This window comes from Streptomyces sp. NPDC006207, assembly GCF_040613835.1.
Classification (GTDB): Bacteria; Actinomycetota; Actinomycetes; order Streptomycetales; family Streptomycetaceae; genus Actinacidiphila.
In genome coordinates this window covers 39,773-64,088 of sequence record NZ_JBEXSX010000017.1, presented here as the reverse complement: position 1 = coordinate 64,088, position 24,316 = coordinate 39,773, and the positions used below count along the sequence as shown (strand labels likewise).

Below are 24,316 nucleotides of genomic sequence, written 5' to 3'. Positions count from 1 at the left end.
GAGGGACGGGCCTGCCGCCCGGCCGGGGAGGAGGACCGGGCGGCAGGCGCGGGGGCTCAGTACGCCCCGGCCAGCGAGCCCTTGGCGTTGGACGCGTCGTACTCGCGGTCGGAGATGATCACGTCCTCGGGGATGGCCTCGCCGGCGAAGAACTTCTGCGCGGTGGCGAAGGCGAGCGGCCCGAAGCGCGGGTTGGACTCGATGACGCCGTTGTACTGGCCGTTCGCCAGCGCCTGCACGGCGTTGCGGGTGCCGTCGATGGAGACGATCTTGACGTCCTCGCCGGGCTTCTTCCCGGCCGCCTTGAGCGCGGTGACCGCGCCGAGGCCCATCTCGTCGTTCTCCGCGTAGACGGCGGTGATCCCCGGGTTCGCCTGGATCAGCTGCTCCATCACCTGCTGGCCCTTGTCGCGGGCGAACTCACCGGTCTGCTGGGCGACGATCTCCAGGCCGGGGGCCTGCGCCTTGATCTGGTCGACGAAGCCCTTGGTTCGGTCGGTGGTGACGTTGTTGCCGGAGGCCCCGAGCAGGATCGCGACCTTGCCCTTGCCGCCGGTGACCTTGATCATCTGGTCGGCGGCGCGCTTGCCCTGCTCGACGAAGTCCGAGCCGAGGAAGGCCACGTAGTCCTTGCACGCGGTGGCGTTGATCTTGCGGTCGATGGTGATGACCGGCACGTGCTTGGCCGCCGCCGCGCGCAGTGCGGGCTCCAGGCCGTCGGAGTTGAGCGGGGCGACGATCAGCAGCTGGGCACCCTGGGCGAGCATGTCCTGGATGTCGCTGATCTGCTTGGGCAGTTGTGACTGCGCGTTGGTCGTGAGCAGCTTCTTGACGCCGAGCTTCGCCGCCTCGTCCTTGATGGACTGGGTCTCGGCGATGCGGAACGGGTTCGCCTCCTTCTCCGACTGCGAGAAGCCGACGACGGCGTCCTTGAGGTCGAGCTTGCCCGCCCCGTAGGTCTGCAGGGTGCAGCCGCTGCCGGCGGCGTCGGTGGCCGCGGTCGGGGACTGCACGACCTGGGCGCCCTCGGAGGAGGCGGAGGAGGCGCTGCCGGAGCCCTCCTCCTTGGCGCAGGAGGTGGCGGTCAGGGCGGCCGCGGCGGTGAGGCACACGACGGCAAGGAAGCGGGTGGAACGGGAGGTGCTCATGGACGTTCAACTCCTCGGAGAGCGGTGTGCGACCTGATCAGGGGGGTGCGGTGGTGCCGCCGTCGCCCCGGGGGCACGGCCCGGGAGGCGGCCCGCCCCGCCCCGTGCCAGGGCGGGCCGCTCAGGTGGTCGGTACTCGGTCAGCGCTTCGCCGGCACGGCGGGCTCGCCGGAGGCCAGCGACGCCACCTCGGCGGCGGTCAGCGCGCGGTCGTAGGCGTGCACGTCGGAGATCGCGCCGCCCCAGTAGTCGACGAGGTTGCCGCCGTACTTGCCGCGGCCGATCACCAGGTGGCCCGAGGGCCCCTCGGCGTTGCAACCGCGGACGGAACCGGCCTCGCCGCCGTCCACGTAGATGCGCAGCCGGCCGTCGCGGTGGCTGTAGCTGCCTACCAGGTGGTACCAGCGGCCGGCCTCCGGCTCGCCGATGGTGCCCGCGAGGGCCCGGCTCCCGGCGAAGCTGAACGCGAACCGCTTGTCGGCCTGCGAGTACTGCAGGTAGAAGGCGCTGTTGGTGTCGCCGTCGACGGACACCGCGGTGCTGAAGTGCCCCTTGTCGTCGAGCCGGACCCAGGCGGCGACCGAGTAGTCGTGGCGGTCGGTGTCCAGGACGGTGGCGCCGGTGTCGACCGATCCGGTGCGGCCGTCGAACTGCAGGGCGGCGCCGTTCGGGCCGGTCGTCCAGCTCGTGCCGCCGGTCAGGGTGCCGTCGTGGTCCCCGGCGACGTCCTTCGCGACGGTGCCGGAGCCCTCGTGCAGCGGCCACCAGCCGACGCCGTTCGGTCCGGGTGCGCCGGGCGGCACGTCGGCCCCGCCGGCGGTGGCGCCGGCCGCGATGACCTGCCGGTTGACGTCCCGTACCTGTTCCGGGATCACCTTGACCACGTCGCGGTCGTAGGTGAGCAGGCCGTTGAGCTCGCCCTCGACGTCGGTGATCTGCGTGTAGACCGAGCCGGACAGGCCGCAGGCCGCCGGCCGGAGCAGCTTGCGCGTGTTCTCCACGTAGGCCGCGGTCAGTTCCTCCTTGCTGTGGGCGGCGTCGCCGTAGTCCTGGCCGCCCGCGGTGCCCAGGATGTGGCCGGGGACGAGGTAGGAGTAGCCGCCGTGCTCGCCGTCGACGGCGGCGCGGGTGTCGTCCGGGGCCGGACTGGCGGGGCCGTGGTAGTCGTGGAAGTCGATCAGGTCACCGCGGCCGGAATCGCCCTTGGAGGCACAGCAGTTGACGCCGGAGTGGGCGTCGACCAGGCGCGAGGGGTCCTGCTCCCTGACGGCGTCGGCGAGTTCGCCGGTGGCCTGCTTGCTCCACTCGCCCCAGCCCTCGTTCATCAGCGTCCACACCAGGACGGACGGGGTGCTGATGTGCTGGTCGACGATCTGGTGGACCTGGTCGACGAAGGTCTGGGTCTCCGGGGTGCCGGCGGCCGCCGTGCCGCGGCTCGGCATGTCCTGCCACACCATCAGGCCCAGCTTGTCCGCCCAGTAGTACCAGCGGGCGGGCTCGACCTTGATGTGCTTGCGGACCGCGTTGAAGCCGAGCTTCTTGTGCTGGACGAGGTCGTACTTCAGGGCCTCGTCGGTCGGCGCGGTGTAGAGGCCGTCGGGCCAGAAGCCCTGGTCGAGGGTGGCGAGCACGAACACCGGCTTGCCGTTGAGCTTGATCCGGTTGGTGCCGCCGGCCGGGGACACCTCGATCGACCGCATGCCGAAGTAGGAGCCGACGCGGTCCTTGCCGCGGCCGTCGGTGAGGGTGACCTCGAGGTCGTACAGGTACGGGTCGTCCGGGCTCCACAGGTGGGCGCGGGGGACGGGCAGCCGCAGGGCGGTCCCGGCGGCACCGGTGACCGAGCCGGCCTTGCGACCGTCACGGGTGTACGCGGTGGCCGTGACCTTCGCGCCCGGCGAGGTGCCCGCGCCCGGCCGTACGGTGACGGCGAGCGAGGAGTCCGCGACGTCCGGGGTCAGCACGAGCGAGTCGACCGACGCCTCGGGGACCGGCTCCATCCACACGGTCTGCCAGATGCCCGAACTCGGCGTGTACCAGATGCCGCTGGGGTTGCGGGACTGCTTGCCGAGCGCGTAGCGGTCGTCGGTGGTGTCCTTGACCTTCACCAGCAGGGTCTGCGGACCGCGCCCGGCCAGGGCGTCGGTGACGTCGGCGGTGAACGCCTGGTAACCGCCGGTGTGGTGGGCCACCTCGCGGCCGTTGACGTACACCCAGGCCTCGTAGTCCACGGCGCCGAAGTTGAGCTTCAGCCGGTTGCCGGAGCGGACCCGCCAGTCGTCGGGGACGGTGAAGGTGCGCTGGTACAGCGACCAGTCGTGGTGCCGCGCGACGCCCGACAGTCCCGACTCCATCGGGTACGGGACGACGATGCTGCCGCTCAGCTTGCCCTGGGGGAGTGCGGCGTCCTGCGCGGTCGGCTGGAACTGCCAGGTCCCGTTGAGGTTCTTCCACTGCTTGCGGGTCAGCTGCGGCCGCGGGTAGTCGGGCAGCGGGCGGGACGGGGAGACGTCCTTGGCCCACCTGGTCTGGAAGTACCAGGTCGATTCGTTGCGCGCGATGACCGAGAAGGGACCGAGGTCGCCGTCGGCGGTGGTGATGCCGCCCTTGCCGTCGTAACTGATCCGCACGTCGGCGTTGAGCGAGACCGGGGAGTCGGCCTCGGCGGGCTTCAGGACCAGCCGGGTGGGGTGCTTGGGGTCGCGGGAGACGGTGGCGGACCAGCGGGTGCCGCCGGACAGCAGGGCGAGGTGCGGGGCCGCGTCCACGGGGAGGCCGGTCACGCGGGAGCCCAGTTCGACGGTGGCGCTGCGGCCGCTGGTGGCCACCGACGCATCGGCGTCCGCCGCGGCGAAACCGGCCGGCAGGTGCAGCGCCGAGTCCGGTACGGGGCGGCGGTCGAAGCCCGGCCCCGACCACTCGGTGTGCAGGTAGGCACCGCCGTTGCCCTGGTTGTAGTCGTAGGCGAGCTCGTGCAGGCCCGCGGTCAGGGTGATCGGCTGCGAGGTGGTCTGGACGTCCCAGTCGGTGGTCCAGTGGTCGATCACGCTCGCGCCGTCCAGGGACATGCGGAAGCCGTTGTCGCCCTTGATGTAGAAGGTGTACGTGCCGTCGGCGGGCACCTCCAGGCGGCCCGTCCAGCGCACGGCGACGTTGTCCGTCGTGCCGGCGTAGGCCCGCAGCGTGGGCAGGAGGTCGTCCACGTGGAGGGAGCTGTCGATCCGGGTGCCGGTGTACCGGGCGAAGTCCAGGGCCGTGCCGCTGGACATCCGGTAGTAGTCGCCGCGCAGGCCCGCGTCGGCGGAGGCGGCGGTGACGTCGGTGGGGACGTCGGTCGTGGCGGAGGGCCGGGCGGACGCCGGGAAGGGCGTCAGCAGGGCCGCACCGAGGAGGAGTGCCAGTAGGGCGGTGAACCGAGCAAAGCGGTGAGTACGTCGTCGGCCAGGACTCATGGTGCACCTTCCGTGGGAGTCGTCGACGCCTTGACGGGAAAGTTGCGGGTCAGGAGTGTGCGGTGCCTGGGACCAAGAGCGCTACGCGCCGGAAACGCGGTTGTACAACGTTGGAAATTTTCGGCGCGGAGAGCATGAAAGCAGGGCGCCGCCGCCCTGTCCAGACCTCGCGTAGAAGCTCGTCAACGGGCCGTACGGGCATGGGAGAACGTGCCGCGCACGCCACCTGTGCCCGCTCCGGCGCAGAGCGGAGCGGGATCAAGGGGCCGGACGGGCCTTCGTGAAGTGACCTCCAACTGGGGTGTGTTGGCGTGATGCGGGGCGCCCTCATGGCGAACCGGAACGTGTTCAACGTTGGAAACCGGCGCGATGGAAGGACCGCCCGGGGCCGGGCACGGAAGCCTGCCCCGGAGCGGTCCTCGATGGGTCAGCCGGCGGGTCAGCCGATGGTCAGGTTCTGCACCAGGGTGTTGGCCGCGAAGCCGTTCACCCCGAACAACCCGCCCGCGTAGGTGTCGTCGGTGGCGTCGATGACGGGGTCGGCGCCACCGCCGAGCCAGACCCGGATGCGGGAGCCGTCCGTGCGCACCTTCAGGTGGTAGGTGCGGCCCTCGACGATCTGGGTGGCGTAGGTCGCGATGTCCCGGCCCGGCCGCCACAGCTTGACCACGCCGCTGGAGTCGATGTTCGCCGTGTAGCCGGCGCCGTCGTCGCGGGCGCGGAAGGTGAGCCCGGCCGCCGTGCCGTTGGTGACGGACAGGTCGCCCTCGTACGTGAAGTCACCTCCCGTGCGGTCGCTGAGGTAGAAGCCGTCCTGGGACGAACTCCCCCTCAGCCCGGACGGTGTGACCGTCCAGGTCCCGCCCCGCGGGATCCACCGGCCGGCGGGGAAGGCAGAGAAACCGGCCGTTCCGGTGTTGAGGTTCTGCACCGTCGCCGTGCCGTTGAAGACGTTCACCCCGAACACGCCGGTGGTGTAGGCGGCGTCGGTGGCGTCGATGACGGGGTCGGTGCCGTTGTCCAGCCAGACCCGGATGCGGGAGCCGTTCGTCTGCACCTTCAGGTGGTAGGTGCGGCCCTTCGTGACCGGGGTGGCGTAGGTCGCGATGTCCCGGCCCGGGCGCCACAGCTTGAGGACGCCGCTGCTGTCGATGTTCGCCGTGTAGCCCGCGCCCGAGGCGTTCGCGCGGAACGTCAGGCCCGCGGCCTGCGCGGTGTCCAGCGTGAGGTCGCCCTGGTAGACGGCGTCACCGCCGCTGCCGGCGCTTAGGTAGAAGCCGTCGCCGCCGGTCGAGGCGCGCTTGCCGCCGCTGACGTCGGTCCACGCCCCGCCCGCGGCGTGCCACGGGCCCTTGAGGTTGCTCTCCAGGGTGGACTGGGCCGTGCCCCAGCTGGTGTTGAGGCGGGTGAAGGTCGCGCTGTCCAGCTTCACCTTGCCGCCGACGGCGAAGAGCCGGATACCCTGGCTGTCCGCGGCGGAGTCGAAGTCGACGTTGTCGGACAGGGAGTAGAGCCCGCCGTCGGCGAACGTCTCCAACTGCCCCCGGTCCACCAGCAGCCGCATCGTGACCTTGCCGTTCCGCGGCTTGAGCGGCTTGCCCCGCAGGGTCTGCGCCTTGGTGTCGTAGACGACGCTGCCGTCGGCCGTCCCGTCGGAGCGGGCGTGCAGGTCGAAGCCGAACTGCGTGGCGGTCGCGCCCTTCACGTCGAACTGGGCGGTGATCTCGTACGTGTCGGCCTTGATGCCCCCGAAGAGGTTGTCGTCCTTGACCGCGTTGACCGTCTGGTTCTTCCAGCTGCGGGTCTCCGAGCCCAGTGAGGCCAGCTCGGCGACCGGTGTCCGGGTGATCCGCGGTCCGTCGGGGGTGCTGACCAGGCCGAGGGAGGCGGGGAAGGTCGAGTTGCCCGTCCAGGTGCTGCCGCGGTTGCCGCCCTGCCAGGCCATCTGCACGGTGCGGCCGTCGGGCGTGTTGGTGAACGTCTGGGCGGCGTAGAAGGTGCCCCCGGCGAAGGTGGTGCCCAGGTCCATCTGCTGCGGGCCGGTCCAGTCGGTGCGGAAGGTCGTGCCGTCGAAGGAGCCGACGACGTACTGACCGGACGCGGAGGTCAGGACCCACCGCTGTTGCCCGGCCTTGCCGTCCAGGGCCAGGGGGTACATGTCGGGGCACTCGAAGAGCCACGGTGCCTTGAAGCGGCTGGCGAAGGTCCAGTCGAGGAGGTTCGGGGAGGTGTAGACGGACACACCGTTGCCGCCCTCGTTGGACCAGACGACCATGGCCCAGCGGTGGCGTGCCGCGTCCCAGAAGACCTTGGGGTCACGGCTCTCGGCGGGGATCTCGATCTGCTTGCGGCCCTTGTCGTAGGCCTGGAAGGTCCGGCCGTCGTCGTTGCTGTAGAAGACGCTCACGCCGTCGGTGTTGGAGAACACCACGATCGGGTCGAGGGAGCCCGTCTTCAGCCCCGAGGTGTTGTCCTTGTCCACGACGCCGCCGCCCGAGAAGAGCGTGCCGGGGTGGACGCCGGGTTCGAGCGCGATCGGCTTCTGGGTCCAGTGCACCAGATCCGGGCTGGTGGCGTGGCCCCAGTGCATGGTGTCCCAGGCCAGGCCGTGCGGATTGTGCTGGTAGAAGAAGTGGTAGAGCCCGTTGGCGTACACCAGGCCGTTGGGGTCGTTCATCCAGCCCGACTGCGAACTGAAGTGGAACTGGCCGCGGAACGGCTCGCTGTAGGTGGTCGCCGGATACGGGAACTCCGGGTATTCCCCCACGGTCCCGGCGACCGCGGGGGTGCCGGGCAGCAACGCGGCCAGGCTCGCGATCAGGGCGACGAGCAGCGCCCCGACTCTTCGACGCATGTGAACCCACTCTCTGCACGCCGGTGATGTCATCGTTGACACATGTCATCGCTGACATCCGATCGATGACCGATGATGGGCCCCTGCCGGGAGCCCGTCAACGCCCCGTGCAGGATCGGCTGCGGCCCCTCATGAGGTCGGACGGCCTGTCAGATCGGCAGCATCCGGCTCCAGTTGGTGGGCCCACGGCGGGTTCGGCCCGGCGACGGCGCAGGTCAGCGCGGCCACGCGCGTCCCGTACGCGCAGGCCGCCACGACGTCGTCGGTCCGCAGCCGGTCGAGCCGGCCACCCAGCAGCCCGCGGCCGCCGAGGTGGTGGAGGAGCCCCGCCGTGAAGGAGTCCCCGGCACCGACGGTGTCGACCACCCGCGCCGGCACACCGGGCACGGAGACCCGCCGGCCGTCGAGCGAGGCGAGGACGCCCCGCGCCCCGAGGGTGACCACGACCAGGCGGGCCCCCGACGCGTGGAAGTCGTCACAGGCCGCCTCCGGCGTGGTGCCCGGGGCCAGCACGGCGAGGTCGTCCTCGCTCAGCCGGAGGATGTCGGCCGTCGCGCACCACGTCCGGATCCGGTCCCGGTAGACCCGCGGATCGACCAGGGCGGGCCGGACGTTGGGGTCGATGCTGACCGTCGCGTGCTGCCGTGCCCCGGCCAGCACCTCCTCCACGAGGACGGCGCCCGGTCGTCTGACCAGGGCGAGCGAACCGGAGTGGACGCAGGCCGCATCGCCGAGTGCGGCCCGGCTCAGCTCCTCGCGCGTCCACTGCCAGTCCGCGGTGCCCTCGGCGTGGAAGGAGTACGCGGCCTGCCCGTCGCCGTCGACGTCGGCGACCGCCAGCGTGCTGGGTTCGGGAGCGTCCGCGGCCGCCGACAGGTCGACACCCGATGCCAGCAGATGGGTGCGGAACAGGCGGCCGAAGACGTCCCCGGACAGCCGTGCCAGCAGCCGGGTCGGCGTGCCGAGACGGGCCAGGCCCACGGCGGTGTTGGCCGGACCGCCGCCCGGCAGGACGCGCAGCCGCAGCTCATGCGACCCGTCCGGGGAGCGGCCGTGCGCACCGGACGGGGCCGCCCCGTGCCCGGGTGCGGGGAAGACATCGGCGACGCACTCTCCGAGCACGGTGACCTGACGCGGCTGCATGGGGTGGTTCCTCCAGGTGGGAGCGGGGACGTGGGCCGGCCCCGGCGGTGGCCCGGGCGGGGTGTCGGGGGCGGGCGCCACGTGCTGCCAACGGGCTTCCTCGGCAAAGGCATTGACGTTGCCGGAGCGGGAGTCCATCATCCTCCGCATGCGGTGTCAACGATGACATGTGTCAACGTTGGCATTCTCCTGGCGAGATCCTTCGCCGAACGCAGCGCCATACGGCTTTCCCCGCTCACTGCTTCCCGTAGGAGTCGCAGATGTCCCGTAGAGCCCGTCCGGTCCTCGTCATCGGTGCCGCCGGCCTCGCCCTGTCACTGGCCGCGTGCGGTTCCGGTTCCGGCGGCGGCTCCCCGTCCGGGGGCAAGGTGAAGGTCGGCCTGATCACCAAGACCGACACCAATCCCTACTTCGTCAAGATGAAGCAGGGCGCAGAGCAGGCCGCCAAGAGCGAGAACGTCGAACTGACCACCGCGGCGGGCAAGTTCGACGGCGACAACGCCAGTCAGGTCACGGCGCTGGAGAACATGGTCGCCGCCGGCGTCAAGGGCGTGCTCATCACCCCCAATGACTCCAAGGCCATCGTCCCCGCGATCGCGAAGGCGCGTGCCAAGGGCGTGCTCGTCATCGCCCTGGACACCCCTCCGGAGCCGCAGGACGCCGCCGACGCGCTGTTCGCCACCGACAACGTGAAGGCAGGCGAGCTGATCGGCGCGTACGCCAAGGCCGCGATGGCCGGCAAGACGCCGAAGATCGCCACGCTGGACCTCGCCCCCGGCGTGTCGGTCGGCGTGCAGCGCCACGAGGGCTTCATCAAGGGGTTCGGGGTCGGTGCCTCCGACCCGTCGATCGTCTGCTCCCAGGACACCGGCGGCGACCAGGCCAAGGGCCAGACCGCCATGGAGACCTGCCTGCAGAAGGCACCCGACATCAACCTGGTCTACGCGATCAACGAGCCGGCGGCGCTCGGCGCGTACACCGCCATCAAGGCCAAGGGCCGCGAGAAGGACGTCACGATCGTCGCCATCGACGGCGGCTGCACCGGCGTGCAGGCGGTCAAGGACGGCAAGATCGCCGCGACCTCCCAGCAGTACCCCCTGAAGATGGCCGCCGACGGGGTCAAGGCGGTGGCGGCGTTCGCCAAGGACGGCAAGAAGACCAGCGGCTACACCGACACCGGCGTCACCCTGATCACCGACAAGGCGCAGACGGGCGCGGAGTCCAAGGACACCGGCTTCGGCCTGCAGAACTGCTGGGGCTGAGCCCGGTGACCGCATCCACCTCGCTCCCCGCCGTGGGCAGGGAACCGGCCGCGCTGCGCCGGTTCCTCACGGCGCCCGCCGCGGGACCGTTCGCGGCCCTCGTCCTCGCCTCGGTGTTCTTCTCCCTGGCCACCGACCAGTTCCTCTCCGGCGGCAACTTCTCGCTGATCCTCCAGCAGGTCATGGTGGTCGGCACGCTCGCCATCGGCCAGACGCTGATCATCCTTACCGCCGGCATCGACCTGTCGTGCGGGGCGGTCATGGCCTTCGGCGGCATCCTCATCGCCAAACTCGCCGTCCAGGGGCCGCTGCCGCCGCTGCTCGCCATCGCCCTCGGCATCCTGGTCTGCGGAGCGTTCGGGCTGGTCAACGGGCTGCTGGTGCGGACGGTTCCGCTGCCCCCGTTCATCGTGACCCTGGGCATGCTCAACGTCGCCTTCGCCCTCACCCACATCTACTCCGACGAACAGACCGTCACCGGCCTCCCGGAACCGCTCACCGCGCTGGGCCGCACCTTCCCGCTCGGCAGGACCGACGTCACCTACGGGTCGCTGGTCACGATCGCCCTCTTCCTGGGCTTCGCCTACGCGCTGAGCAGCACCGCCTGGGGCCGCCACGTCTACGCCCTCGGCAACAGCGCGGAGAGCGCACGGCTCAGCGGCATCCGGGTCTCCCGGCTCACCGTCGGCGTCTACACGGTGGCCGGACTGGTCTACGGCATCGCCGCCCTGCTGCTGGTGTCGCGGACCGGGGTCGGCGACCCCCAGGCGGGGCAGACCGACAACCTCGACAGCATCACCGCCGTCGTCCTCGGCGGCACGAGCCTGTTCGGCGGCCGCGGCACCGTCCTCGGCACGTTCGTCGGTGTGCTCATCGTCGGCGTCTTCCGCAACGGCCTGCAGCTGATGGGCGTCTCCTCCGTGTACCAGACGCTGGTCACCGGCGTGCTGGTGATCCTCGCGGTGACCGTCGACCAGCTCTCGCGAAAGGGGACCCGATGACCGGCTCCGGCCCCCAGGACCCGGCCCCCCAGGACCCGGCGTCCCCCGCACCAATGGCCCCGGCGCCCGCCACCGGGCCCGAACCCGTGCTCAGCGCGCGCGGGCTGGTCAAGCGCTACGGGCACGTCACCGCCATCGACCACGCGGACTTCGACCTCATGCCCGGCGAGGTGCTGGCCGTCATCGGCGACAACGGCGCCGGCAAGACCAGCCTGATCAAGGCGCTCACCGGCGCGCTCGTCCCGGACGCCGGCGAGATCCGGCTGCACGGCAGGCCCATCAGGTTCGCCGGGCCGCAGGACGCGCGGGCGCACGGCATCGAGACGGTGTACCAGGACCTCGCCGTCGCGGCGTCCATGGACATCGCGTCCAACATGTTCCTGGGCCGCGAGATCCGCCGCCCCGGCGTGCTCGGCTCGGTGCTCCGCCTGCTGGACAAGAAGGCGATGCGCCGTCAGGCCGCCGACCACATGGCCGCGCTCAAGGTCGGCGTCGGCTCGATCACGCAGCCGGTGGAGACGCTCTCGGGCGGCCAGCGCCAAGCCGTCGCCGTGGCGCGCGCGGCCGCCTGGGCGCGCAGCGTCGTGGTGATGGACGAGCCGACCGCCGCCCTCGGCGTCAAGGAGTCCGGACAGGTCCTCGACCTCATCCGCCGGGTACGGGACAAGGGCATCCCGGTGATCCTCATCAGCCACAACATGCCCCACGTCTTCGAGATCGCCGACCGCGTCCACGTCCACCGGCTGGGCAGGCGGGAGGCCGTCATCAAGCCGTCGGACTACTCGATGGCCGAGGTGGTGGCCATCATGACCGGCGCGCTCGGCGTGCGACCGGACGGCGGTACGGTCGTGGCGGACAGTGACGCAGCCTCGGCCGCAGGGGTCGGGGGGAGCTGACCGACGGACCCCGGCATCCGCGGGGCCGACATCCGGAGAAAAGGTGGTCCATGACAGCGACCCGCAGACCGACCCTCGCCGACGTGGCCCGCGAGGTGGGTGTCAGTGCCAAGACGGTCTCCCGGGTGCTGAACGAGGACGGTCCCAGCTCCGCGGAGACCAGGAGGCGGGTGCTGGAAGCCGTGGCGAAGCTCGGCTTCCAGCCCAACCTCATGGCCAGGAGCATGCGGGTGGGCGGCCCCGACACCACCGTGGGCCTGGTGGTGCCGGACCTGGGCAACCCGTTCTTCGGCGCCGTCGCCGGCGGCATCGAGGATGCCGTGCACGGGCACGGACTGACGCTGCTGATGGGCTCGTCGGACGACGACCCGGAGCGGGAGCACGCGCTGATCGGCACCTTCCTGGCCCGCCGGGTCAGCGTGCTCATGGTCGCGCCCGCGGTGGGCGCCGACCACGCCCACCTCAAGTCCCACCGGGCCGCCGGGCTGCCGGTGGTCTTCCTCGACCGGCCCGGCAACGGCCTGACCGCCGACACCGTGGTCAGCTCCAACCGGGCCGGGACGCAGGAGGGCGTCGCCCACCTGATCGCCGGCGGGCACCGCAGGATCGGGTTCATCGGCGACCTCCCGGCCCGGCTGTACACCCGTCGCGAGCGGCTCGCCGGCTACCGCGCCGCGCTCGCCGAGGCGGGGCTGCCCCACGACCGTGCCCTCGTCGCCGACGCGCACGACCCGGCCGGCGCCGCCGAGGCGACGGCCCGGCTGCTCGCCCTGCCCGACCCGCCGACCGCGCTGCTGTCGGGCAACAACGTCATGACGATCGGGGTCATGACCGAGCTCTCCCGCGGCGGGCGCAAGGACGTCGCGGTGGTCGCCTTCGACGACGTCCCCATGGCCGCCATCCTCGAACCCGCCCTCACCGTCGTGGCCCAGAATCCGGTCACCATGGGCGAGTTGGCGGGCTCCACCGCCCTCGAACGCCTCGACGGCGACCGCACCCGGGCCCGTACCCTCCTGGTCGAGACCCGGCTCGTCCCCCGTGGCTCGGGGGAGCTGCCCCCGCCCGCCCGTACCCGCTGACCGCCGGGCGCCGCGCCGGGGGACCGGCCGGACCGCGCCCACCGAATGGGTCATCGGCCCCCGCCCGCAGTGCGCATTCCCGCCCATACCGATCGTCGTGACCTAGGGTGAGCGTCCTGTCACGAAAGGGTCGTGGTCGATGTGATGGCGGTGGCGTGCACGGGGGGCCCAGGCCGGAAGCCCCCTGCTGACCGGCGGTGCGGGCGATGACGGGGGCCTGGCAGGAGCTGGCGCAGGGCCTCGGGTCGGCGGGTGATCCGGCGCAGTTGCTGCCGGCCCGTCAGCAGATGGCCTTCACCCTGGGCTTCCACATCATCCTGGTGCCGTTCGGTGTCGCCCTCACCACGCTGATGCTCATCGCGAACCACCGCGGTCTGCGCCGCGGGGACGCCGACGCCATACTGCTGGCGCGGCGCTGGTCGAAGGTGGCCGCGGTGCTCTTCGCTGTGGGGGCGATCACGGGCACCGTCCTCTCCTTCGAGCTCGGCATCCTCTGGCCGGGCCTGATGCGCGGGTACGGCCCGGCCTTCGGGTTCCCGTTCGCCATCGAGGGGCTGTTCTTCTTCCTCGAGGCGATCTTCGTGTCCCTCTACATCTACGGCTGGGACCGGCTGTCGCCGTGGGCGCACTTCTGGACGGGCGTACCGGTGGCGCTCTCCAGCATCGGGGGCGCGGCCGCCGTCATCGCGGCCAACAGCTGGATGAACCAGCCCGGCGGCTTCACGATGCGCGACGGGAAGACCGTGGCCGTCCGGCCGGCGGAGGTCTTCTTCAATGGGGCGTTCCGGTGGGAGTTCCTCCACATGCTGCTCGCCGCGTACATCGTCGCCGGTTTCGCGGTGGCGAGCGTCTACGCGGTGGGCATGCTGCGGGGCCGTACGTCCCGCTACCACCGCACCGGGTTCCTCATCGGCTTCGTCACCGCCGCCGTCGCGCTGCCCCTGCAGGTCGTGGTGGGCGACACCATCGCCCGGTACGTGTACCAGGCCGAGCCCGCCAAGTTCGCCGCGGTCGAGCTGCTGCCGCGGACCGGCACGCACGTCCCGGAGACGCTCGGCGGGGTACTGGTCGACGGCGAGGTCCGGTACGGGCTCCCCGTACCGGACATGGCCTCCCTGCTGGCCGGATTCCACCCGTCCACCGAGATCAAGGGGCTCGAAGCGATCCCCGCGGACGTACGCCCCTCGGACCGGATCGTCAGCACCGTCCACCTCGCCTTCGACGTCATGGTCGGGCTGTCCTTCGCCCTGCTGGCCCTCGTCGTGTGGTTCCTCTGGCTGTGGTGGCGGCGGCGCTCCCTTGAACGGCAGCGGTGGTTCCTGCGCTGCTGCGCGGTCAGCGGGCTCGCCGCCGTGGCCTGCCTGGAGACCGGATGGATGGTCACGGAGTTGGGCCGCCAGCCGTGGACCGTCGTCGGCCACCTCCTCACCCGCGACGCGGTGACCACCCAGGGCAACCTGTGGCCGTTCTTCGGGTCGGTCGTCGTCATCTACGCGGCCGTGGGCGCCGGCGCGGTGACGGTGCTGCTGTCGATGAAACGGCGCTGGCAGGCCGGGGACGACGACAGCGTGGACGTCCCCTACGGTCCGCGCAGCGGTCCGGAACCCGTCGGCGCGCGAGCCGGGACGGAGGAGTGATGCCGGAAGCCGTCGCGGCCTTCCTCTTCCTCGGCGTCATCGCGTACTGCCTCTTCGGCGGCGCGGACTTCGGCGCCGGTTTCTGGGACCTGACGGCGGGCGGGGCCGAGCGGGGCCGGCGCCCCAGGCACCTGATCGACACCTCCGTCGGCCCGGTGTGGGAGGCCAACCACACCTGGCTCGTCTACTGCCTGGTCTTCCTCTGGTCGGGGTTCCCGGCCGCGTTCACCGCCATCACCACGACCCTCTACGTCCCGCTGGGCATCGCCGTCCTGGGCATCGTGCTGCGCGGCGCCGGCTTCGCCTTCCGCAAGGCCTCACTGCGCACCCCCGAGCAGCGGGTGTACGGGGTCGCCTTCGCCGCGTCGTCCGTCCTGACCCCGTACTGCTTCGGGTCGATCGCCGGGGGCATCGCCTCCGGGCGCGTGCCCTCGGCGGGCAACGGGAACGCCGTCACGAGCTGGCTGAACCCCACCTCGGTGCTCGGCGGCGTGCTGGCCGTCCTCGTCTGCGCCTACCTCGCCGCCGCCTACCTGTACGTGGCGGCCCGTCAGCAGCGTGACCACACCCTGCAGCGGCACTTCCGCAGCAGGGCCCTGTGCGCCGCCGTGCTGACCGGGGCCGTCAGCATCGCCGGCGTCTTCGTCCTGCGGCAGGACTCGCCGCACCTGTTCCGCCGCCTCAGCCACGGCGCCCTGCCGCTGGTGCTGCTGGCGGCGCTCTGCGGGGTTGCGACCATGGTCATGGTGTGGCGTGAGCGGACGAGGTTCCTGCGCGGGCTCGCCGCGGCCGCGGTCGCCCTGGTCGTGCTCGGGTGGGGCGTCGCCCAGTACCCGTACCTCCTCGGCACCCATCTGGAGATCGGCGAGGCCGCGGCCCCGCAGGCCACGCTGGCGGTGACGATCGGCGTCGCCGTCGTGGCCGGACTCCTCATCTTCCCCTCCATCGCGCTCCTCTTCCGGCTCGCCAACCGGGGCGCTCTGCGACCACCGGAAGGGGAACCGGCCGAGCCGCGGGCCTGAGGGCACGTCCTCCCGGTGCTCGTGAACGGGAGGCGATCGCGCGCCGGGTCACCGGCGGGCCCGGGCGCGCGCGGACGGGGAGATCGTGTCTCGCCGGGGTCACACCGGGCACTTCCGTGACCCCGACGAGCGGACCGAGGCCGCGGGCACCGTGGCGCGGGTTCCGGCCGTCATGCCGTCGCCGAGGGGCGAGTCCCGGGCCGAACGCCCCATCGGCGCCAGCACGCTGCCGGAGAGGAAGGTGCCGAGGCCGACGCGCGGCGCGTGGGTGGCGGTGGAGCGGGCGTCCAGGGGCGCGGGCAGGGTGACGGCACCGGACGTGCCGGCCCACATGATGACGTGGTCGGCCTTGTTCCGGACGGCGCCCACCCGCGCCTGGGCGGTGCGGCGCTGTCGGGGTGCCGGCTCCCGCTCGCCGGGACCGCGCGCCCCGTGTTCCGGTGTCCCCGGGCATGGCCGTACCGGTGATCCGGTCGGCGGGAACGCATCCGGTGATGACCGCGGCCCGGCCGGCGTACCCCCTGGGGCGGGCACGCCGGCCGGGCCCACCGGTCAGCCGGAGACGCCGAGCACGGTCTCGCCCGAACGGCCCGCACCGGTTCCGGTCACCCGTACCGTCAGCGTCCGTCCGTGACCGTGCGGGACCGTGACGAACGCGTGGGCGAAGCCCGCGGCCGTCGCGCGGCCGGAGCCGACGACCCGGCCGTCGAGCCGCACGGTGAACCGTTCACGCGACGACAGGCCGGCCGCGGTGACCGACGCCGTGGAACCGGCGGCCGCCTCCCGGGGCATGGTGTCGACCACGAACGGCGACCGGGACCCGGAGCCGTGCACCGGTTCGAGGTCGTCCCCGTCCACCGGCGGCACGAGGATCCGCCGCACCGCCAGGGCCTGGAAGATCGGGCCCTGGATCTCGTAGTACGCGGTGGCCCACAGCGGCCGCCCGGCGGGCACCGTGACGGTCCGGGAGATCGGCGCCCCCTCCTGCGGGCTGCGCGTGGTGGGGATGCGCTCGTCGAGGAGGAGCGAGCTGCCCGCGTAGATCTCCGGGCCCTCGCCGACGGTCAGGGCGAATCCCCCGCTGTACGCCGCGGGACGGTTGGTCACCGTCATCCTCAGCGGCGCGGGGCCGCCGTGGTGCTTCGCCGGGGTGCCGCGCCGGAAGGTCGCGTAGAACGGCTCCACCATCGCGGGCCGGCCGGTGCGCCCGGCACGGTCCTTGTTCCGGTACGTGGCCACGGTCGTCCCGTCGAGCACGAGGTCGAGGCGGTCCACCCCGGTCGTGTCGTAGGAGCGGGTGAACGTGTCCTCGGGATCGGTCTGCAGCGTGGCGAGGACCAGGTCGCCGTTGGTCAGCTTGTAGCGCAGCGTCGGGAAGACCGGCACCTCCGAATTGTTGGTGTAGCTCACCTGCGCGGTGTGCGCCGTGGCGCGGTCCTCGGTGATGGACGCGGTGCTCGCCTTGACGGCGGTGGGCGTCCAGGTCACCGACTTGGTCTGCCCGGTGCGGCCGTGGCCTTCAACCACGGCGAGGGTGGCGGTGAGCTTCCCCGGCCTGGTCTCGACCGGGTCGGACTTCCAGGCGTACCAGGGCAGTTCGCCCGCGTCGACGGCGAGCGTCCGGTCCAGGTAGGTGCCGGAGGCGCCGCGGACGGTGATGCGCACCGTGCCCTTGCCCTTGACGGCCGTGGTCATCGCGGCCAGCGGGTTGCCGTCGAAGGCGTGGGCGTCGGAGTGCTCGGCGTCGCCCAGGACCAGCTTGGCGACGGTGAAGGAGCCGCCCGCGCTCCGGCCGCCGTACCTGACCTCCAGGGTCTGCTTCCCGGTGGCGATGTCGGCCGGGAGGGTGACGAGACGGCCCACGCCGCCGTCGTCGGTGGTGCGTCCGGTCGCCAGGACCCGGCCGCTGCCCTTCACCCGGATCTGGAAGTCGACGGCCGGGGTCAGGTCCTTCGCCACGACGACGGCGGACTGGCCCGGCACGGCGTAGGCGGGCTTGACGGCGACCGTGGGCCGGGCGCCGGGGGAACCACCGGGCGGGCCGGTACGCGGGTCACCGGTGACGGTCACGTACGTGGTCCGTCCGGTGTCCCCGTACGTGACGCGGCCGAGGTACACCGCTCCGGCCCGCAGGCCCTTCCAGGACAGGGTGACCGGGGTGGTGCCGCCCGCGTGCAGGGCCGCCGTGGCGGGCTGCGCGGTGAACGAGCCCTCCGCGCCCTCGTCGCCCAGGGCGAAGCTGGTCACCGTGAAGTCGAGCGGTCCGGACCCGGCGAAGAAGTCCACCTCGACCTCGTACAGACCGGGCTCGGGGTCCTCCAGGTCGAGCTGTTCGTCGGCGGACTCGGTGGCCGCCCGGTCGACCAGCGACGTGTCGCCGTACTCGTTGAGCCGGTACACCGACAGGTCCAGGTCGGCCGAGTCGTCGGCCGCGTCGAGGGCGAAGCGGGCGTGCTCCGTCCCGGCCGGCACCTCCACGACGTGGGTCCGCGCGGGTCCGCCGACCGTTCCTGAGTCCTGGACCCGCAGGCCGCGGGAGAGCCCGGTGAGGTCCAGCGGCACGTCGCGGTCCTCGCCGCCCTTGAGGGTCACGGTGGTCCGGCCGGTGCCGCCCGAAGCGGCGACCGCCGTGGGCGCCACCAGGGTCACCGGTCGTACGGCGAGCGCGCTGCGCACGCTCTGCTCACCGGCGCGCCAGGTGAGGTACCCCGTGGCGTACTCGCCCAGCGGCGCGGTGGTCCGGGTGAACGTCACCTTGAACGTCCTGGACTGCCCCGCCCCGGTGAAGGTCAGGGACCGTGGCTCGACGACGGTGTCCACGCCCGGGATCCGCACGGGGTCGGCGGTGAAGGTGCCGGCCCCCGTCGACGTCACGGTGCGGGTCACGGTCTGCCGGCCCGCCAGCGAACCGACGCCGATCGACGCCAGGTTGAGGTCGGACGGGGCGGGCGCCGTGCGGTCGCCCTTGACGGCGGCGACGTACCGCGCCCAGTCGTCGGGACCGTTCAGGTACAGCAGCCCGGGGTGCAGGTAACGGGTCGCGTCCACCTGGCCGTTGCCCTGGGCGAAGACGTCCTCCGACGCATCCCCCGCGCCCGTCACGGTGGGCCGGGTGGTGGTCATCAGCGCGGACTTGATCTCGGCCGGGGTCGCCTGCGGGTGCAGGCCGAGGTAGAGCGCGCCGAGACCGGCCACGTGCGGGGACGCCATCGAGGTGCCCGACATGAAGGTGAAGCTCGGCCGCCCACCGGCGGCGTTGGCGCCGTCGGCGAGGACGGCCACACCCGGTGCCGCCAGGTCGGGCTTGATCAGGTCGCCGCCGTCGGCCTGGACCGGGCCGCGCGAGGAGAACCCGGCGATCTGCGGGACCGCCGCCGACGCCAGCCGGTGCGGGTTGCCGTCCACCAGGGTCGCCGTGGGCGCGTCGGTGGCGGCGTACGAGACCAGCGCGTCGTAGCCGTCCGCGTCGACGGCGATCGTCGGGACGGCGTGGGTGTCGAGGTCCGTCGAGTCCGGCGAGGGGTTCACCAGGACCATCCCGATGCCGCCCGCACGCTTCACCTCGGCCGACTTGGCCGCCCGGTCGTACGTGCCGCGCTCGCACAGCACGATCGCGCCCTTGACCTTGGCGCCGTCCAGGCTGTCGGGACCGCACAGCTGCGGCCGGACGGAGATCGCGGTCCCGGCGCCCGAGGCGGCGACCAGCGGGCCAGTCACCTTGCGGCCGTCCGCCGGGAGCGAGACGGACGCGCCGAGCACGTTCTGGCCGTCGCCGAGCTCCACCGTGGCCTCGCGGGTCGGCATGGTGCTCGCCGCCGCGGTGGTGATCCACGGCGAGGCGTTGTCGACGGTGCTGTCGCCGGGGCCGGAGTTGCCGCCGGCGGTGGCGACGAAGATGCCGCTCGCAGCGGCGTTGCGGAACGCCTCGTCCACGACCGAGTCGGTGGTGAGGGCGCCGCCGGCCGAGCCGATGGAGTAGTTGATCACGTCGACGTTGTCGGCGACGGCCGCGTCGATCGCGGCCAGCAGGTCACCGGTGGCGCAGCCGTCGTCCGTGGTGTCCTTCGCGTCGGGGCCGCTCCAGCAGGCCTTGTACGCCGCCACCTTGGCGGCCGGCGCGACACCGGAGACCGGGCCCATCGGCACGCCGCCGAGGTCGGCGGCGACGCCGTTGGCACCCGCCGCCGTGCTGGCGGTGTGCGAACCGTGCGCCTCGCCGTCCCGCGGCGACAGGTACTCGCCGACCGAGGGGCCGCCGATGTGGGTGGCGCCGAAGTTGTCGACGAAGTAGCGCGCGGACACCAGCTTGGTGGAGCAGTCCGCGGCGGTGAACTGGACGCCCGCGGTGCAGGTGCCGGTGAAGGTCCCGCCGTCCGCCTTGCGGAAGGTGACCACGGAGCCGTCCAGGTACGGCTCCTGACCGGGCGCCGTACCGAGCGGCGCACCGGCGAACGAGGGGTTCTCCGGGGCGATGCCGGTGTCGACGACACCGACGACCACGCCCTTGCCGGCACCTGCGACGCCGCCGTTGGCGGCCCACACCCCGCTCTTCCCGCTGAGGCCCAGGTAGTCCGTCGAGTTGACGGCGGCCAGCGGCTTGCGCAGGTCGTCCTTGACGACCGACACCACCGTGGGGTCGGCGCGCAACGCCTCGACCTGCCGCGGCTGGAGCTCGGCCGTGAAGCCGTTGAGCGCGGCGGAGTACGAGGAGATCACGCGGGCGCCGACCGTCTTGGCCGCGTCGTCCTGACGCTCGCGCAGGTAGGTGCGGTAGGCGCGGACGGGGGCGGAGCCGGCCTTCAGGCCTTCGCCCTCGCGGGGGGCCGTGCGGGCTTTGCCGGCCACGCCGCCGGTGTACGTCGCCGCGGCCGGCTCGCGCAGGGTGACGATGTACCGCCCGGCGGACGGCGGTTCGCCGTTTCCCGGGTCGTGCGCGGCGAACGGCGCCGGGCCGGCGGGTGGCGTGGGGACCGGGGCCGCGACGGCCGGTGCCGGGGCGGCCGCGGTGAGGACCGTCAGGCTGACGCCGGCGACGAGGGCCGCGAGTGACCGCGGTATCGCCGACCGGCGCGCAGGCGGATGGGCAGGTGGTGCCACCAAAGCTCCTTCATCAGGGGGTGGCCGGACAGCCCGGCCGGATGGAACGCCGTTCGGGCGCACACAAGTTCTAGCCGGGTGATCCTTTGGTGACCAACGTCCTGCGCTGCCGAAACCGGCCAGTGGCCAGAAGGGGCCACCGCCTTCCGGTCAGATCCAGTTGCGGCGGGCCGCGGCGACGCCCGCGCCGAACCGGTTGGTGGCGCCGAGTTCGGTGAACAGGTCCTGGATCCTGCGGCGCAGCGTCCGGGGCGACATGCCCAGCTGGCGGGCGATCGCCTCGTCCTTGACGCCGGCCGCGAAGAGCGCGAGCAGGTTCCGTTCCTCGTCGGTCGGCGTGCGGGACCCGTCCGCTGCGTCCGCCGGATCCCCCGGGCCCGCCGTCGGCAGGGTGCCGGATCCCGGCTCACCGGTCAACGGGGAGGCGGCGGCCCAGTACTTCTCGAAGAATTCACCCAAGGCCTCCAGCAAGGGCGGCGATTCGGTGTACAGGTACTCGGCGCTCCCGACCGACAGGCTCAGCGACACCATCGCTGCCGACCGGTCGGCCATCGCCAGCTTGATCGGCAGCGCCGGCACGACCCTGGCCTCCTCCCCGCGCGACACGAGGCTGCCCAGCTCCTGCCACCCGCCGTCGGCCTCGAAGCTGGCGGCGGCGTAGACCGCCCGCACCCGCACGCCCCGCCGTACCGCCGCCTCGTCGAGCGGCTCGTTCGGGGCGAGCAGGAACGGCGGGCGGTCCAGGGCGCACAGCTCGGTCCGCGCGGTCTGCTTGAGCCGGTAGTAGCGGTCCCCGACGGCCTCCAGGCCGCTGATCACGGCGGTGCCGGGACCGCCGTCCCTGGCCCTCCTGGCCGCGTCGAAGAGCACCCCGAGCGGGCCGGCCGCCTCGCGCACCGCGGCCAGCTGGCGCTCGCGCGACTCGACGAGCGCGCGCAGCGCGTGCCGGGGGTCCACCGTGAAGAACTCGCCCGAGGAGCGGCGGCTCATCAGCCCCGCGTGGTGGAGCTGCTCGAGGACCGCCAGCCCCTCGTCCGGCGTGACGCCGACGGCGGCGACCACGTCGTCGACGGTCGTGCTGTCGCGGGACAGCAGGAGGCGGTAGGCCCGCTCCGCCACCGTGTCCACCCCGACCCACGCGAGCGGTGCGTCATTCTCCACGAGAGCATCCATTCCTGCCGTCCACGTCGCCGACGAGATCGAACCAAGAACAGGCGGCAACTTCAAAGCCGTGGGTCAGGTGACGTCGACGACCACCTTGCCCCGGGAGCCGCCCGCGGCCAGCAGGCGCTGGGCGTCGGCCGCGCGTTCCAGCGGGTAGGAGGCGGCGACCCGCACGGACAGCCTCCCGGCCTCGGCGAGCACCACCAGCGCGGCGAGGTCCGCCCGGTCGAGGCGGCAGAAGACCGGTACGACCCCCGGCAGCCCGGTCTCCGCGACGGAGGCCACCCGGGCCCCCGTACGGGCGGCGTCCGCCGTCGCGGCGAGGGTGCCGCCACCGGCGGTGTCGAGCACCGCGTCGGCTCCGCGCGGTGCCAGTTCCCGTACCCGTGCGGCGGCCCCCTGTCCGTAGGCGACGGGTTCCGCCCCGAGTGAGCGCAGGTGACCCTGGTCGGCGGGGGAGGCGGTGCCGATGACCCGGGCGCCCCGGGCCAGCGCGATCTGGACCGCGAGGGAGCCGACGCCGCCGCCCGCGCCGTGCACGAGCAGGGTCTCGCCCGGCCGGACGTCCAGCGCGCGCACCACCGCCTGATGGGCGGTGAGCCCCGCGAGCGGCAGTCCGGCGGCCTCGGCGAAGCCCATCCCTTCGGGCTTGTGCACCAGGGTGCGCACGTCGGCGGCGACCAGCTCGGCCAGTCCGCCGTGCGCGCGCTGCACGTCGCCGCGGATGTACCCGATGACCTCGTCGCCCGGGGCGAACTCCGGGGCGGCGGGCCCGGCGTGCTCCACCACGCCCGCGATGTCCCAGCCCGGGACGACGGGGAAGTACGTGTCGACGGCGGAGTCGAGCGCTCCCGCCTGGAGTGCCAGGTCGGCGGGGTTGAGCGCCGCCGCGCGCACCCGGACCAGCACCGAGTCGACATGGGCCCTGGGCGTGGGGAGTTCGGTGAGCTCCAGCACCTCGGGGCCGCCGTAGCGGCGGTAGACCACGGCCCGCATCACGCCCCCGGGAGGGCGATCGGCATGTCCATCAGGACGCGGTGGTGGACGATCTTCCACACGCCGTCCACCCGGTGCAGGGCGGTGTCGTAGTAGCCGGACTCGACCGGTTCCACCGTGCCCTGTGCGCCGAAGGCGCCCGCGGGCCACCCGCCGGCGGGTGGCGCGGCTGCGCGCGTCCGGAAGACGACGAACTGGGCGTTCATGTGGGCGCGGTCGCCGTCGACCTCGACGAGGTGGTCGGCGGTCACGTGGTGGCCGGCACCACCCTCCGGGTGCGGCGCCATGTAGTGCTCGACCGCGTAGGCCACGGCCGCCCCGCCGATGAGGGGCTCGCCGACGGGTTCGTGGCCGGCGGTACCGGTCCTGGCGTAGATCTGCACGACGGCGTCGTCGGTGAACAGGGCTCCCTGGCCCTTGCCGTCCCGTCGGTCCGTGGCGCGGACGTAGCGGGCCAGGACCTCCCGGACCTCCCGGACATCGCGCTCCGTGCGCTCCTCGCTGCTCATGTGTGATGGCTCCCTTTCTTCTCTTCCCGCGACTCGGGCACCGGAGCGGCCCCCCGAGCCGTCGGGCGTGCGTTCCGTCCCAGTGGACCAGGGGCCGCGCGGGGGAGCCATGACGCTTCTGACATGCGGCGATACTCTGGAGGTATGGATCGCCTGGAGACTCGTGAGCTGGAGTACTTCGTGGCCGTGGCCGAGGAGCTGCACTTCAGCCGCGCGGCGGAGCGTCTTGGCATCGCGCAGCCGCCACTGTCGCGGGCGATCGCACGCCTGGAGCGCCGCATGGGGGTCCGGCTGCTGGAGCGGACCAGCCGCCGCGTCGCGCTGACCCCCGCGGGCGAGGTCCTCCTGGACGAGTGCCGGCGGCTGCTGCGGGAGCTGGACGGGGCCGTGGAGCGCGCCCGGAGGGCGGCCGCACCGGCCCGGCTCACCCTGGCGGTACGGCCCGGTACGGGTTCGGGCCTGCTGGCGGAGCTGGTCAGGTCGTACAAGGGCGCCGCCCCGGAGCTCGTCTTCACCTACGACCGGGTCGGCGCCCTGCGCGACGGCACGGCCGACGTCGCGCTGCTGTGCGTCGGCAGCGACGACCTGACCGGCCTCGGGACGGCCGACGTGGCGGAGGAACTGCCCGTCGTGCTGCTGCCGCGCGGGCACCGGCTCGCCGCCCGCGGTGAGGTGACCACCGCCGAGCTGCGCGAGGATCCCGCCTTCCGGGAGGAGTGCCCGCCGGTGGGTCTCGACGAGATCGTCGACCGGGTGGCGCTGGGCCGGCTGGTCACCGTCGTCGGCTCGGCCGCCGCGGACCGTCTGACCCGGGACGTGGTCGCGGTCGCGGTCGTGGACCTGCCCGCGACGACGCTGGCGCTGGCCTGGCCCCGGCAGGCCGGGCGCCCGGAGGTCGCCGCCTTCGCCCGTACCGCGCGGAGCATGGCGGGCGTTCGCGGGGCGGGCGTTCGCGGACTGGGGGACCGGCCGGCGTGACATTCGTCGCACGGTGGCCGGTGGACAGGGGTGCCCCAATGTTGTTTATTCTTCAACCAGTGAAGCGCGGCCCGCCCT

The 24,316-nt window shown here is 72.8% G+C and carries 16 protein-coding genes; 7 read left to right on the top strand and 9 right to left on the bottom strand.

The features are described from left to right. Positions 1-56: 56 nt before the first annotated feature. The 4 genes from ABZ312_RS16160 to ABZ312_RS16145 all read right to left on the bottom strand — a co-directional run bounded on the left by ABZ312_RS16160 (position 57) and on the right by ABZ312_RS16145 (position 8,597). On the bottom strand, positions 57-1,148 hold the full coding sequence (locus ABZ312_RS16160) for an ABC transporter substrate-binding protein (protein ID WP_500323526.1): 1,092 nt from the start codon (positions 1,146-1,148) through the stop codon (positions 57-59). Positions 1,149-1,288: 140 nt separating this feature from the next. Then, complete coding sequence (locus ABZ312_RS16155; RefSeq protein ID WP_500437917.1) at positions 1,289-4,600, bottom strand: LamG-like jellyroll fold domain-containing protein; 3,312 nt, start codon at positions 4,598-4,600, stop codon at positions 1,289-1,291. A 439-nt stretch (positions 4,601-5,039) separates the two neighbouring features. Beyond that, positions 5,040-7,454: a glycoside hydrolase family 32 protein gene (locus tag ABZ312_RS16150; RefSeq protein WP_500323528.1), complete on the bottom strand. Its 2,415-nt coding sequence runs from the start codon at positions 7,452-7,454 to the stop codon at positions 5,040-5,042. Positions 7,455-7,583: 129 nt separating this feature from the next. After that, positions 7,584-8,597, bottom strand: a complete 1,014-nt coding sequence (locus ABZ312_RS16145) for a carbohydrate kinase family protein (protein WP_500360532.1) — start codon at positions 8,595-8,597, stop codon at positions 7,584-7,586. Between the two features lie 260 nt (positions 8,598-8,857). Here ABZ312_RS16145 and ABZ312_RS16140 point away from each other — a divergent pair, with 260 nt between their 5' ends. From ABZ312_RS16140 to ABZ312_RS16115, 6 genes are all read left to right on the top strand, one after another. Then, a complete protein-coding gene (locus tag ABZ312_RS16140; RefSeq protein ID WP_500323531.1) occupies positions 8,858-9,859 on the top strand; it encodes a sugar ABC transporter substrate-binding protein in 1,002 nt (333 codons plus the stop codon). 5 nt (positions 9,860-9,864) lie between these two features. Next, positions 9,865-10,860 carry an ABC transporter permease gene (locus ABZ312_RS16135; protein WP_500323532.1) on the top strand — a complete coding sequence of 332 codons (996 nt, stop codon included), beginning with the start codon at positions 9,865-9,867 and terminating at the stop codon, positions 10,858-10,860. Positions 10,861-10,913: 53 nt separating this feature from the next. After that, positions 10,914-11,756: an ATP-binding cassette domain-containing protein gene (locus tag ABZ312_RS16130; RefSeq protein WP_500323709.1), complete on the top strand. Its 843-nt coding sequence runs from the start codon at positions 10,914-10,916 to the stop codon at positions 11,754-11,756. Between the two features lie 50 nt (positions 11,757-11,806). Continuing rightward, the gene (locus ABZ312_RS16125; RefSeq protein WP_500323534.1) at positions 11,807-12,835 is read left to right on the top strand and encodes a LacI family DNA-binding transcriptional regulator; all 1,029 of its coding nucleotides are present in this window, start codon (positions 11,807-11,809) and stop codon (positions 12,833-12,835) included. A gap of 206 nt (positions 12,836-13,041) precedes the next feature. Then, positions 13,042-14,472, top strand: a complete 1,431-nt coding sequence (locus tag ABZ312_RS16120; RefSeq protein WP_500323536.1) for a cytochrome ubiquinol oxidase subunit I — start codon at positions 13,042-13,044, stop codon at positions 14,470-14,472. Further along, entirely contained in the window at positions 14,472-15,494 is a 1,023-nt protein-coding gene (locus tag ABZ312_RS16115) for a cytochrome d ubiquinol oxidase subunit II (protein WP_500323538.1), read from the top strand. Before ABZ312_RS16120 ends, ABZ312_RS16115 begins: the two co-directional genes overlap by 1 nt. A 99-nt stretch (positions 15,495-15,593) precedes the next feature. On the opposite strand, the gene ABZ312_RS16110 is transcribed toward ABZ312_RS16115, so the two are convergent. From ABZ312_RS16110 to ABZ312_RS16090, 5 genes are all read right to left on the bottom strand, one after another. Beyond that, positions 15,594-15,863 (bottom strand): hypothetical protein, encoded by a 270-nt coding sequence (locus ABZ312_RS16110; RefSeq protein WP_500437915.1) that lies wholly within the window; start codon positions 15,861-15,863, stop codon positions 15,594-15,596. A gap of 183 nt (positions 15,864-16,046) precedes the next feature. Continuing rightward, positions 16,047-20,591: a S8 family serine peptidase gene (locus ABZ312_RS16105; protein ID WP_500437913.1), complete on the bottom strand. Its 4,545-nt coding sequence runs from the start codon at positions 20,589-20,591 to the stop codon at positions 16,047-16,049. A gap of 150 nt (positions 20,592-20,741) precedes the next feature. After that, positions 20,742-21,752, bottom strand: coding sequence for a LuxR family transcriptional regulator (locus tag ABZ312_RS16100; RefSeq protein ID WP_500437911.1), 1,011 nt, complete (start codon positions 21,750-21,752; stop codon positions 20,742-20,744). Between the two features lie 75 nt (positions 21,753-21,827). Beyond that, positions 21,828-22,751, bottom strand: a complete 924-nt coding sequence (locus ABZ312_RS16095; RefSeq protein WP_500437909.1) for an NADP-dependent oxidoreductase — start codon at positions 22,749-22,751, stop codon at positions 21,828-21,830. Next, complete coding sequence (locus ABZ312_RS16090; protein ID WP_500437907.1) at positions 22,751-23,260, bottom strand: nuclear transport factor 2 family protein; 510 nt, start codon at positions 23,258-23,260, stop codon at positions 22,751-22,753. Before ABZ312_RS16090 ends, ABZ312_RS16095 begins: the two co-directional genes overlap by 1 nt. A gap of 144 nt (positions 23,261-23,404) precedes the next feature. On the opposite strand from ABZ312_RS16090, the gene ABZ312_RS16085 reads away from it, so the two are divergent. Beyond that, positions 23,405-24,238, top strand: a complete 834-nt coding sequence (locus ABZ312_RS16085; protein ID WP_500323546.1) for a LysR family transcriptional regulator — start codon at positions 23,405-23,407, stop codon at positions 24,236-24,238. The last annotated feature ends 78 nt before the right edge of the window (positions 24,239-24,316 follow it).